Origin of the sequence: Microcoleus sp. AT3-D2 (assembly GCF_036705715.1) — a bacterium.
In the GTDB taxonomy this organism is placed as follows: domain Bacteria; phylum Cyanobacteriota; class Cyanobacteriia; order Cyanobacteriales; family Microcoleaceae; genus Microcoleus.
Window position 1 is genome coordinate 1 of the sequence record NZ_JAUBVE010000008.1, and the last position, 12,672, is coordinate 12,672.

General features: G+C 46.6%; 12 protein-coding genes. 5 read left to right on the forward strand and 7 right to left on the reverse strand.

Annotated elements, in window-relative coordinates; genetic code table 11:
* Positions 1 to 86 precede the first annotated feature (86 nt).
* Positions 87 to 977: a LysR substrate-binding domain-containing protein gene (locus tag QUB44_RS05350; protein WP_333364070.1), complete on the reverse strand. Its 891-nt coding sequence runs from the start codon at positions 975 to 977 to the stop codon at positions 87 to 89.
* A 160-nt stretch (positions 978 to 1,137) separates the two neighbouring features.
* Between QUB44_RS05350 and QUB44_RS05355 the strand changes: the two genes are divergently transcribed.
* The gene (locus QUB44_RS05355) at positions 1,138 to 2,025 is read left to right on the forward strand and encodes an aspartoacylase (RefSeq protein WP_333364074.1); all 888 of its coding nucleotides are present in this window, start codon (positions 1,138 to 1,140) and stop codon (positions 2,023 to 2,025) included.
* An 11-nt stretch (positions 2,026 to 2,036) separates the two neighbouring features.
* On the opposite strand, the gene QUB44_RS05360 is transcribed toward QUB44_RS05355, so the two are convergent.
* Entirely contained in the window at positions 2,037 to 2,738 is a 702-nt protein-coding gene (locus tag QUB44_RS05360) for a phosphatase PAP2 family protein (RefSeq protein ID WP_333364076.1), read from the reverse strand.
* 160 nt (positions 2,739 to 2,898) lie between these two features.
* On the opposite strand from QUB44_RS05360, the gene QUB44_RS05365 reads away from it, so the two are divergent.
* The gene (locus QUB44_RS05365) at positions 2,899 to 3,978 is read left to right on the forward strand and encodes a M23 family metallopeptidase (RefSeq protein WP_333364079.1); all 1,080 of its coding nucleotides are present in this window, start codon (positions 2,899 to 2,901) and stop codon (positions 3,976 to 3,978) included.
* A gap of 110 nt (positions 3,979 to 4,088) precedes the next feature.
* Positions 4,089 to 4,700: a hypothetical protein gene (locus QUB44_RS05370; protein WP_333364080.1), complete on the forward strand. Its 612-nt coding sequence runs from the start codon at positions 4,089 to 4,091 to the stop codon at positions 4,698 to 4,700.
* Between the two features lie 187 nt (positions 4,701 to 4,887).
* Here the strand turns inward: QUB44_RS05370 and QUB44_RS05375 are convergent, their stop codons facing one another.
* A complete protein-coding gene (locus QUB44_RS05375; RefSeq protein ID WP_190662685.1) occupies positions 4,888 to 5,121 on the reverse strand; it encodes a hypothetical protein in 234 nt (77 codons plus the stop codon).
* Positions 5,122 to 5,314: 193 nt separating this feature from the next.
* On the opposite strand from QUB44_RS05375, the gene QUB44_RS05380 reads away from it, so the two are divergent.
* Complete coding sequence (locus QUB44_RS05380) at positions 5,315 to 7,477, forward strand: flavin-dependent dehydrogenase (RefSeq protein WP_333364082.1); 2,163 nt, start codon at positions 5,315 to 5,317, stop codon at positions 7,475 to 7,477.
* Between the two features lie 166 nt (positions 7,478 to 7,643).
* Here the strand turns inward: QUB44_RS05380 and QUB44_RS05385 are convergent, their stop codons facing one another.
* The 3 genes from QUB44_RS05385 to QUB44_RS05395 form a co-directional block, all read right to left on the reverse strand.
* Positions 7,644 to 8,975, reverse strand: a complete 1,332-nt coding sequence (locus tag QUB44_RS05385; RefSeq protein WP_333364085.1) for a hypothetical protein — start codon at positions 8,973 to 8,975, stop codon at positions 7,644 to 7,646.
* A gap of 257 nt (positions 8,976 to 9,232) precedes the next feature.
* The gene (locus tag QUB44_RS05390; RefSeq protein WP_333364086.1) at positions 9,233 to 9,895 is read right to left on the reverse strand and encodes a (2Fe-2S) ferredoxin domain-containing protein; all 663 of its coding nucleotides are present in this window, start codon (positions 9,893 to 9,895) and stop codon (positions 9,233 to 9,235) included.
* Positions 9,896 to 9,968: 73 nt separating this feature from the next.
* A complete protein-coding gene (locus QUB44_RS05395; RefSeq protein WP_333085491.1) occupies positions 9,969 to 10,214 on the reverse strand; it encodes an Asr1405/Asl0597 family protein in 246 nt (81 codons plus the stop codon).
* A gap of 355 nt (positions 10,215 to 10,569) precedes the next feature.
* On the opposite strand from QUB44_RS05395, the gene QUB44_RS05400 reads away from it, so the two are divergent.
* Positions 10,570 to 11,112 (forward strand): Dps family protein, encoded by a 543-nt coding sequence (locus QUB44_RS05400; protein WP_333066854.1) that lies wholly within the window; start codon positions 10,570 to 10,572, stop codon positions 11,110 to 11,112.
* 176 nt (positions 11,113 to 11,288) lie between these two features.
* Here QUB44_RS05400 and chlP read toward each other — a convergent pair whose 3' ends face one another.
* A complete protein-coding gene (gene chlP, locus QUB44_RS05405) occupies positions 11,289 to 12,509 on the reverse strand; it encodes a geranylgeranyl reductase (protein WP_172186475.1) in 1,221 nt (406 codons plus the stop codon).
* Positions 12,510 to 12,672 lie beyond the last annotated feature (163 nt).

A 12,672-nucleotide genomic window follows, 5' to 3' on the forward strand; every position in this document is an offset into this window, starting at 1 on the left:
CTATTGACTGGATACTCATTCATATCTTGCCCTTAAAGTCAAGTACAATTTATACCAAATTAGATGAGCTTACCCTGGTATCCCACCTATTTGGCCATCGCCCTTGTCACTTCCAAAAACTCCCGCAAAATCGGCGAATTATCGTTTGCCCTCCATACCGCTGCCATCGGCACAGTTGGCGTAGATTCTGCAATACTTTTATAAATAACGCCCTTCCGTTGAATATTTTGAGCATTTGCCGGCAGCAAAGCAATTCCCACGTCCCCCGCGACTAAGCCGAGTATGGTCAGCATCATTGTTCCTTCTTGAATAACATTAGGAGAAAAACCGAATTGTTGGCACAAATGTTCTATTTGTTCTGACAAACCGGGTGCAAATTGACGAGAAGGAAGAATAAAAGCTTCCTGTGCAAGTTCTTTTAAAGAAACTTGAATTTTATTAACTAACCGATGATTTTCTGGTAGTGCCGCAATCAAAGGTTCTTGCCAAATCGTCACTGAACATAAATCTGATTCTTGAACCATTGATGACATTAAATGGAAAAACCCCACATCCAAATGCCGATCGCGCAGTGCTTGCAATTGCAGCGATGTTGCTAACTCCCGCCAAATCAGTTCCACTTTCGGAAATCGATCGCAATAAACTCGCAAAATATCAGGCAACAAACAGTTTGCCATCGAACTGTTAAAACCGACAATCAAACGCCCGATTTCTCCCCGACTGGCGCGTTTTGCGGTTTTGACAGCATTGTCCACCTGCGCGAGGATCAAACGAGTTTCTTCTAAAAAAACCTGTCCCGCCCAAGTTAATTGAATAGGTTGCTTGGTACGATCGAACAACTGCACCTCAATCTCGTCTTCCAGCGCCCGAATTTGCTGGCTGAGAGGAGGTTGCGCCATGTGTAAACGTTCTGCAGCGCGAGTGAAGTTTAACTCTTCTGCTACTGCAATAAAATACCGCAAATGTCGAAGTTCCATTAATTAGCCACTACTATATCTTTTAAATATAGCTTACTACTTAATTAAATATTGGACATATACTACAACCTTAGCTAATCTGGATAGTAAGACGTTATTAATCTCAAGTCAACAGACTTCGAGAGATATTGCGGCAGTTGGGATAGGAAGTTATTTGTTTATGAACCAAATTAAACGTGTTGCCATAGTGGGAGGAACCCACGGAAACGAACTCACAGGAATTTACCTCGTGAAGAAATTCGATCGCGCGCCAGAGTTAATTGGGCGATCGACTTTTGAAACAATCACCCTGCTAGCCAATCCCAAAGCTTGCGAAATCGTGACACGCTACGTCGATATCGACCTCAACCGCTGCTTTCGACAGGAAGATTTAGAAAATCCCCATCTCTCCAGCTATGAAGCGCAGCGGGCGAAAGAAATTTACCGCATATTTAGCTCAAAAAACACACATCTGCCCAACGTAATTATCGATTTGCACAGCACCACATCCAACATGGGGCTAACATTTATTCTCGCCAGCCATCATCCATTTAACCTGCAACTAGCAGCTTATTTAACCTCTGTGTATCCCCACCTCAAGGTACTCGCTTCTACAACAACCAAGAATCATGATAGTCCTTTGCTGCGATCGCTTTCCGAATTAGGTGGTACGCTGGAAGTTGGTGCAGTGCCGCAAGGCGTATTAGATGCGTCTTTATTTCAGCAAACTGAGCAAGTTGTCTGCCGAATCTTAGACGGCGTAGAAGCCTACAATCAAGGCACAATGCCTGCTGCAAAGAATCCCCTGACTATTTATCACACCATTGGGGCGATCGACTATCCCAGAAACGAGAACAGAGAAATTCAGGCAATGATTCATCCCCATCTGCAATCCAGAGATTATCAAGCCCTAAATCCCGGCGATCCGATGTTTTTGACCTTGGATGGTGAGTCGGTATTCTATGAAGGTAAATCAACCGTTTATCCCATTTTCATTAACGAGGCTGCTTACTACGAAAAAGGAATTGCAATGTGTTTTACCCAAAAGCAAATAGTCAGTATTGAGTAAAAATTTCAAAATTATTCTCGAGAATTGCCCTGTGACAAAAACTCCTCTTTAGCAGCCGTAGTCAAAGAACGCAATTCCTTCCATATTTCCAAAGTAATAATACAGGTAATTAGCCACACCAAACCAGCCGTATAACCAGCAATAACATCGGTAGGCCAGTGAACTCCTAGGTAAAGTCGGCTCAGACCAATAGCAGCAATTAATACAACTGTCAAGATGTAAATCGACCAGCGCTGCTTGGGAAAGCGTGCACCCAAGAAATATCCTAACAAACCGTAAATAACCATTGAAATCATTGCGTGCCCGCTAGGAAAACTGTAAAAGCGAACGTCAACAACGCGCTCCCAAAGTTGAGGTCGAGCGCGGGCAAAAAGTCTTTTTAATAGTAAGTTTAAACCGATCGCCCCCCCACCGGCGAGCGCAATAGTTGCGGCTTCCGATCGGTGATTGCGCGCTAACAAAACAATACCCAAGCTCAGACAAATCACTACCAGCAAATTAGGCTCTCCCAAAAAGGTAAAGCCCAGCATTATTTGATCGCGCAGCGGAGTGTGCAATTGCCTCAGAGCTAGTAAAATAAAGGTATCGAAAGCGTAACTTTCTTTTTCTAACACCTCTTCGGCAATAGTGGCAAATCCCCACATCGCCAAAGCCGCAACAGCAAGCCCGGCCAGCCGAATTATCGAAATGAGCGATCGAATTTTAGAACGCATTTTCTAAGTAATTAAAATTTGAAAATTTCCAACTGAAAATAATACCACAAGTATCGGAAACGAAAACGTCTTACCAATCGTCTAGATTCTTAAGCAACTATATTCTGAACCATTAATTGATTTTTCACTACCCACCTCAGCTTTTACATCCAATCGGCGAATGACTATACTATCCACAAAACACATTTCTGCAATTTTGTTGACCTTGGGGTTGACAAGTCTGTCTAGCTGTGCTAGCACAACCGGAGTCAATGCCCCGATCGCCGAAGCCAACACGATCGCCCAGCGTCTCGTCTCGACCGCAGTCGCCCAAAAGCCCAACAACCCGCAATTCGGCCAGCCGATCGACTGTACCCTAGGCAAAGACTGTTTTGTATTGCTGTATTTCGATCGAGAACCCGGCCCCACCGCCGTCGATTTTGGCTGCGGGCGTCAAACCTACGACGGCCACGACGGCACAGATTTTGCGATTCCCGACGCCAAAGCAATGGCAAAAGGAGTTCCAGTTATCGCCTCCGCTGCAGGCAAAGTTTTGCGAGCACGAGATGGTGTGGTCGATCGGCGTTTACAAAACGATACAGAAAAAGCCAACATCGCAGGCACAGAATGTGGCAACGGCATGGTAATCGACCACGGCGGTGGTTGGGAAGCCCAATACTGCCACCTCCGCAAAGGCAGCGTTGCCGTCAAACCAGATACGCAGGTACAAAAAGGCACTGTTTTGGGCATGGTGGGAAACTCTGGGATGGCATCTTTCCCCCACGTACACGTAACTTTTCGCTATCAAGGCAAACCCGTAGATCCCTTTGTCGGGCCCGACGCGAAGGCAGGCTGCAACATCGCCCGCAATCCAATTTGGGACAAGCCTCTAGACTATATTTCCACAGGTTTAATTAGGGCCGGTTTTGCCAATAAGCCGCCCGATATTAACGCTGTCTGGGAAGGACAATTTTCAGAGACTCAACTCCCTGCAAACAGTCCAGCTTTGTTGTTTTGGGTGCAAAGTTACGGAGTGCTCAAGGGCGATCGCGAACAATACAAATTATTTGCACCCAACGGCACAACCATCGCCGATCATACCAATGAAATTAAAGCCCCCAGCCGCACTTGGTTGGGTTATGTGGGCAAAAGAAACAGTACAAATTCTCCTCTGACTCCCGGAGTTTGGCGGGCCGAATATCGGTTGACGCGGGGCGATCGAGTTTTGACAGAAGTCAAGCGAGAAGTTGAGTTGCGTTAGTCGCCAAGTTACTCATACCAAATTACTTTAAAACGAGCATCAAATATGTTAAAATGACAACAATATTTTTTCATTTTTGATGGTCAAGTTTTCCTGGACTCGCAATAAAAATGTCATACAGCCAATTCACCAACCTAGAAATGATTGAAACCAACTTTGGCATAACCATTGCTGACAAAGTTGGTATTTTTGCCGATTTACCCGACGCCGAGTATAGCGAGCTTCTCAGCCAAACTCTGCAAGAAAATATTTCTTTGGCTTTAGCAATTAATACGGAAAAAGCTCGCTCCGAATTAATTGTCACACCTATTTTAGTAGAAATTAGGAAGCAGTTTAAGTATCAAATTAGCTTTTTTTCAGGAAAAGAGTTTAATGTAGATTTAGAAAAAGGCTTAACGGGTTTCTGTGATTTTATGATTAGTCGTTCTCCCGAACAACTGCTAATCAAAGCCCCTGTTGTCGCCTTAGTAGAAGCTAAAAATGATAATATCCAAGCTGGGCTTCCACAATGTATGGCAGAAATGATTGCCGCTCAAATATTTAATGAAAAAAGAAATAATAATATTTCCGAAATATATGGAGTGGTCACAACAGGGACTAATTGGAAATTTTTACGGCTTAGTAATCAAATTATGGAAGTTGATTTAAATGATTATTTTATTGATAATATTAGTAAAATTATTGGCATATTAAAATATTTGATCGATGCAGCTAACCTATGAAACTGGGAGCCAATTTATGAAATTTGCTCAATATTGATAAATTTAACAATGACTTAACCATAATTTTTACAAGGTCACAAATTCTCCGGGACAATGTAGCTTTCATCAGCTTGTTGTCGCCGGCTCGATCGCTCACCCTTCCCCGTCGAACGCGATCGTTCGGGAGGGTGGTTTGGATGGGGAAAATTTAAGGCAAATTGTTCCAAGCTTGAGCCACAATATCACTCAGCCATAGCCTCTGAGCAAAATCGAGCAGATTGTCGTCCGCGAGCACCTCAGCCTTTAATTCATCCAAAGACTGAGATCGCGATCGAGCTATTTGAATCACACCCGCGATCGCCGACGCCACCAATTCTTCATTCAGCGGCTGCTGTCGCAAAGCAATCATTTCTTGAGGATTCGTAGGAATGGGATAATTCATAGAAGTGCATACCGAAAGGAGTAGATATTCAGCCACTGCGGGCCAACCCAGAGCAAGAGCGATCAAAAACCTAAAAATCTGAGAACATTGTAAACTTATTTAAAACTCAATAAGTATTCGGGAGTATAGCCTACTTTGCTCCCTTGTCAACTCCCCCATCTTTATTAATTTATTCAGAATTGAGAGCCTAATCATGCAAGAAATTCTTTATCTAGAAGTCCCGACACCGGATACAGCAGCCGTCTGCACTTGGTTGCAGCACGAATTCGATCCCGGAATCGGAGAAAAAATTATTACTGCTGACGGCTTTCGCCTACTTTCACCAGACACAACAGCCGACGTTCAGAAGCCTGAAACTCAAAATGCCAATCCAAAACCCACCTTGGCTGACACCAATTCAGGAAACCAAAATTGGCGATCGACAGAACTTTCTACCTTTGTCTGGTCACTGCAACGCACCACTTATTTAAAAGTCTTTCGTATAGAAGAGGCGCCTGCGGGAGAAAAAAAGTTCCTGGAAGCTCTGAATCTTGCTGTGAGAAACAAGTTTCCCGATCGCTACCGAGAACCCCCTGTCATAGACCTCTCCAAACAGTCAATTTTTGAGGCTCTTGCCCCCTATTACCCCCTCACCGTCAAATACTTCCAAAAAATGCCTCAAGGCGAATACGACCTCAAGCGCGTCTACTGGTGGGAACAGCGTTGGCGCGAAGGCACTCGCAATCCTCAAACGCCAAAACAAGTAGTGTTTTTGAAGGAAGAGGGAACAGGGAAGAAGGAAGAAGGAAGAGGGAAGAAGGAAGAGGGAACAGGGAAGAAGGCAGAAGGCACAATTTCGGTGTCTGATTCTGGCGATAATTTTTATGACTTAATTTATATTGGCGGGGCATTAGGAGTGATTCACGCCGCAGTCATGGCGAGATTGGGCTACCGGGTGCTGCTAGTTGAGCGAATGCCTTTCGGGCGGATGAATCGCGAGTGGAATATTTCGCGGGACGAAATTCAAAGCTTAATTGATTTGGGTTTATTTACTGCTGCAGAAATCGAAACTTTGATTGCCAGAGAATACAAAGATGGCTACAACAAGTTTTTTGATGCTAACAATCCGCTCGTGGCTAAAGCGCCAGTTCTGCACACACCGAAGGTACTAAATGTAGCTTTGGACGGAGAGAAATTGCTGAATTTAGCGGGATTGAAGCTAACAGAAGCTGGCGGGGAAATCTGGGACGAAACTGATTTTATCAGAGCCGATGTTGAAGCGGAAAAAGTAGTAGTTCAGGGTCGCCACTTGCCGACAAAAGCCGATCGCACTGCATTAGGACGGCTGCTGGTGGATGCAATGGGTTCGGCTTCTCCGATCGCTTGGCAATTGAACGAAGGGCGGACTTTTGACAGCGTTTGTCCGACAGTGGGAGCAGTGATCGACGGAGGATTTGAGCCGGGAGTATGGGATTCCGATTACGGGGATGTGCTCTACACTCACGGGGACATTTCCCGAGGGCGCCAGCTCATTTGGGAGTTGTTTCCCGGCGCCGGCACAGAATTGACAGTTTATCTATTTCACTACCACCAAGTACATCCCGATAATCCCGGTTCTTTGCTGGAAATGTACGAAGATTTTTTCGCAATTTTGCCGGAATACCGCCGCTGCGATGTCGATAAATTGGTGTGGAAAAAACCGACATTTGGTTATATTCCGGGGCATTTTAGCAGCAACAGCAGCGATCGCTCCGTGGCGATCAATCGCCTAATCTCGATCGGCGACGCAGCATCCTTGCAATCTCCCCTCGTTTTCACCGGCTTCGGCTCCCTCGTCCGCAATCTTTTTCGCTTAACAGACCTGTTGGATACTGCTTTAAAGCACAATTTGTTAACGGCAAATCACTTAAACCAAATTCGCGCCTACCAGAGCAATGTTTCAGTAACTTGGCTATTTTCTAAAGGGATGATGGTTCCTACCGGGAGCAGTTTGCCACCTCAAAGAATTAATTCAATTCTCAATACCTTTTTCGGTATTTTGGCAGCACAAAAACTCGCCGTAGCCGAAACTTTTATTAAAGACAGAACTGACTGGCTAACTTTCAATCGACTGGCGATCGAAGCAGCCGGAAAAAACCCTTCTCTCCTTTTGTGGATTTTAGATTTTGTCACCTTGGGGGATATTTGGCGCTGGCTGGGAAGTTACTTGAATTTTACTCTGCTGGCTTTGGCCAGTTTGCTGTTCGGATGGCTTCCCAGCTTCGCCCGCAGGGTACAGCCTTGGTTGGAGCCCCGGTATCCGGCTGTTTGGCTGTGGCTGTTGGCTACCAGCTATGCTCTCACCTACGGCATGGGAAAGGGGAGAAAAGAGTGTTGAGTTTTGAGTTTTAACTCAAAACTAGCAACTCTCATATCCAATCCGTAAGCATCGGAATAGTAAATTCGAGTTCACTGTTGACTGTTCACTGTTGACTGTCAACCGTCAACCGTCAACCGTCAACCGTCAACATCATTCCGGTGTTACCGGAAATGATATCAGTTCGCTATCGAAAACTCGGCAATTCAATTTCAGCTAGCGATCGACGTTTTTTAGAAGCCCGCAGCGGACTGGCAATCAAGCTCAGCCAGTCTGGTTGGGCGACTGCTCTAGGTTTTGCCACACTCGATCGCACTTCTTGAATGCCAAAGGTTTCAACAGAGTTCAAAATTTGAAAAGCCCTAGCCAATTCTTGGGCGTCCACTTTGGTAGCAGTTTCGGGTTCAGACTCAGCCATCGGCAGTTCAGGTTCCGCCACCGGTTCGGCCGAGTCAGTGGCCGGCTCATCAGGCTGGTAGGTTTCGCTCTTCTGCAATTGAATGCCGGATACCTCGGCTAATTTGTTGAGTTCTAGAGGGGCTGGGGATTCAGGCTCGATCGCCTCGGCAGCAGCGGCTACCTCTGGAAGCTCTTCTGGTTCCGACCAAGGTTGGACAGGGGAAGCGTTGAAGGCTGGCGGCAGCGGAACTTGAGAGCTTTTGACCGCCGCGAGCAAAGATTCTAATTGTGCGCTGGCGGTGTCCAGATTATTGTCAGGCGGCTCGATCCTCGGCGACTTTACCTGGGGCCTATCCAAACTTCTTTCCAAGGCAGCTTTGAATTGCAGAGTATGGCGCTGCTGGCGGTGCAAGCGGGCTCGCAATTCCCTGCAAATATTTTCTGTGGCTACTAACTGGTGTAACTGTTCGTTGTAGCGCTGCACAGTAGACGCACATTCTCGCTCAACAGTCGCTAGCCTGACTTGGCTGGTTGCCAACTGACTTCTTAAACTTTCGACTAAAATTTCTTGACTTTGGAGGGTTTGATGGGAAACTTCCACTTTGCCAAACAGCCGCGTCAATTGTTCTTGAGTATTTTCGAGTTCTGCAGTCCGCTGTTCTAGCAAAGTTTCGCGATTCTGCAATGTTTTTTGGGACTCTTCGAGAGCTGTTTCTAGCTGCGCGATGCGCTGTAAAAGGTCGCGGTTGCATTCGTGCAGCGCTTGCATAAGGGTGACTGGGGTCGATCCTTTGCCCTTGGCCTGTTCGGCATTCCCAAGCATATTTTTTAGATTGTCTGAAATCGGGGGCGAGCCCGCCTCCGCCGGCTGTGTCGGAGATTGCGAATTTTTTGTTTCAGGTTTTGTGGGAATTGCATCTACGCTGATGGCGTTGGGAAAATCTACTGTTTGCCAGTCTTCTTCTGGCTGTTGGGGAACCGTTGCGGGAGTGTCTGTCGCATCGGGGGCGATCGGCTCAAAACCCCCAGTAGCAGCAAAATCTGACTGCAATGGTTCGGTATCGGATGGAACAGCAGGGTGCGATTGGTGCTGATGGGCTCGAAGATCAGCTTCTGACATGGCTTTTTATCCCAATACTCACAGGGTCTCAGATACAGTCTATCCTTAGATATTCTCCCGAAGGAAGCCCCTAAGTGATAGTTGTTGTCATTTTTTCTGTTTTTTCGGACAATAGCCTCTAAATCGAGTGGCGCGATCGAACTACAACCCGAACTCAAATTAAGGCGTAAGATGGGCCTGTGAGTTTTTCGCCCAGAGTCCTATTAAAATAATTTTTCCCGATCTCTAACGCACTGTTTCGGCATCCGGGCGATCGCCTAAGCTTTAACAACTGCACAATGTTTGTCAATGATTGCTGGAACTTCTGCCGGTGCAATGCGGCTGTAGCGAGTTTTGTCCGGCATCACAACTATATTTGGGCCGGCTTTGCACTGTTTGAGACATCCGGTTCCCTGTACTGTCACTTTGTCTTCTAAACCGCGCGCATTCAAAGCATTTTCTAAAGCTTTACAAACTCCTCCAGCGCCCCGCTTCAGGCAGTCTGATTTTTGACATACTAATATTTTGGTTTGGGTTTTTGCCGGAGATTTTACAGTTTGAGCTGCTGTGGGAGAGCTGACTTCGGTTTTGCCGATCGCGCGATCGTCCGATGTCAATACCGCAACAGGCCCATTGGTGGAGTCAAGCAGTTCGTGCGATCGATCATTTTGACCTTGAGCCAGCTTGAGGCTGCGAGCTTTAAGTTTTATTTTACCGTTTTTCAAATTGAGTTCTTTCTCACCTACAACTTGAACTCTCAACCCCGGTGTCAAAACAGGTAACAGAAATGCCCGTAATTCCTTGCAAAGTTTAACAAGATATTCTACTCCCCGATCGCTGCTAATTCGCAAATATTTAAGTTTGCAGCCATCTTCAACCATCAGGGCGAGGATTTCTCCCTCTAAACTGAATTCGGAAACTTGCTTGCCAGATTTATACATTTTTATGACTCCTTTAAATCCGTTACATCCGTTACATCTTCTACACTGCTCGTTGCCGAACTTCCTTCTACCTTTAGCCCCTTTGCCAGCAGTATTCCAGCCACTGCACCAGTTCGCATCGAGGGGCACTGACTTGCCTCAACACGCTCATTAACTGAGCCGCTTGTTTGACAGTGTTGACTTTTGCCCGCAAAGGTTGGTCAACCGCACACCAGCAGGGAATTTCTAGTTCTTGCAAGCGTTTGTAAACTTGCCACCTATCTAGCCAACTAACTTGCACAATGTCACAAACTTCTAATTCTGGATCTGCTGGATTCATTTTTTAACAACAGTAATAATTTGCATTAATTTTTACCCTGACTGGTAGCGGGTAGAAGTTAAAAGCCAGATTTCAGCAGAACATCAAAGATGATCAAAAGCCCTTCCTGAAAAATTCTGCCTTTTGCCTTCTGCCTTCTGCCTTCAGAAGGTTCGCCCCACTTTCAGGAAGCGTTCAGAACGAGGATCTTGTTCAAGCATAACCCAACTGCTAATAATTCTCAATAGGTTTAGAAAAAAAATTTCCTACTCTACAAAATCTTCTACTATCGAGGCAGACGCTGCTTGACGGGTAAATCTAGGGTGCTAGACTGACTCTATTGGCAACAAAAGTGCCTATTGAGAGGAGAACACACATGGCTGAGACTCAGAGTGCATTGAGACCATTTGGCCACATAGCCGAAAACCCAGTTCTACTGGAACATTCAGTCACAGCACCGATTTGTGAAGGGATGAACGCGCTGCTGGCCAGTTTTCAGGCTCTATACCTGCAATATCAAAAACATCATTTTGTGGTGGAAGGGGCAGAATTTTACTCCTTGCACAAATTCTTTGAAGAAAGCTACGGAGAAGCTCAAGATAGCGTCCACGAGTTGGGCGAACGGTTAAACGGGTTGGGCGGCATACCAGCAGCTAGCTTTAGCAAGTTAGCCGAGTTGTGCTGTTTTGAGCCTGAAGCCGACGGCGTGTATTCCTGCCGCCAAATGCTAGAACACGATTTGACAGCGGAACAAGCTATTATCGGTTTGCTGCGGCGTCAAGCAGGACAAGCAGAAAGTTTGGGCGATCGAGCTACCCGCTACCTCTACGAAAAAATCCTGCTAAAAACCGAGGAACGGGCTTATCACATTTCCCACTTCCTCGCCCCCGATACCTTAGTGCAGTTGAACTTGAACTAACAATTCTTCTTCTTCCTCTTCCTACCCTACCCTTCGGGAACCCCTGCGGGGAACGGGAACGGCTTCGCCGAACGCGCCCTTAGCGCCTTCGCGGTTCGTTATCTTAGATCTAAAAAAAGCGAGCAGTTTTGTGACTGCCCGCTTTTTTTATACAAAGTGCGCTTACCCGCCGGGAATTAAGGCGCTAAAGCATTACCACGCAACAAGCTACCAATGGTTTTGGCGGTAATCTTCATCTGAATGAAGGGATTAGCCGGTACTACGGTTTTATACAAGTAGCTATCGAATGTGAGTTTCTGCACATCGCGATCGGCACACATTTCCACAAAAGCTTCGCGAGTAGCATCGGAACGGTAGAAAACGCGCTGCAAAATGTCGAGAACTTTGTAAGTAATGCCGTAGGCTTTATCCCACCGCTTCAGGTAAATCTTAATTTCCTCTTCAGTCGGAATGCGCGCGCCTTTATTGGAAATCTCCACAATAGTTTCGGCGCACATCCGGCCAGACTTGGCGGCAAAATAGATACCTTCGCCAGAAGACTTGGTAACGTAACCTGCAGCATCGCCTACGAGAGCAACTCGGCCGACGACCCGGCGGGGACGCGGATGTTCCGGGATGGGGTGAGCTTCCACTTTAATAATCTCACCGCCCATCAATTTTTTGGCAGCGCGGGCGCGGATGCCTGCTTGCAGCTTTTTGATACTGGCTTGATTGACTTTCATCGTGCCGGTGCCGACGGCTACGTGGTCGTATTTGGGGAACACCCAAGCGTAGAAGTCGGTAGATACGTCATCGCCGACGTACATTTCGGCTAAGTCGTGGTAGTAAGCCATTTTATCTTCTGGCAGGCGGATGCGCTCTTGGAAGGCGATCGCATAATTGTAATCACCAGCGTCGATCGCCTTTGCTACGCGAGAGTTAGCGCCGTCAGCCCCAATTACCAAATCCACCTTCAGAGTTTTCTGAATTCCCATTGCGCTGCCGTCGGAGTGGTCGGCATAGTGGAGAGTGTAGGGGTCTGTATTGTTGCCGGGAATCTCTAATTTGTGAACGGTGCCGTTAATCAGTTTTGCACCCAACGAAGCGGCCCGATCGCGCATGAAGCCGTCGAGCACTTCGCGACGGCACATACCGATGTATTCGTGTGCGTTTTCAATATTGATGTCCACCTCGACGTTGGAGGGGGAGATCATTTTCATTTTTCTGACTTGGCGGTCAATAATACTTTGCGGCAAGTCAAATTCGCTGACCATGCACAGGGGAATCGCCCCACCGCAGGGTTTGGCGTTGTCTAATTTACGCTCGAATAGGTATGTTTCGATGCCTGCTTTTACCAATGTTTCGGCGGCGGAAGAACCCGCAGGGCCTGAACCTACTACTGCAACCCTTAGTGTCAAAGCTTTTCTCTCCAGTTTTTTTCTATAGGCATTACTCAGGTGTGATGGTATCACGGACTTTGGATGCGGTGGCGTGAAGCAGGGAAGATTTCAATGAAATGAAACAGAGCTTAACAGTTCGATACGAAAATCGGGTTTCGGGCGATACGTGCGATCAAATATC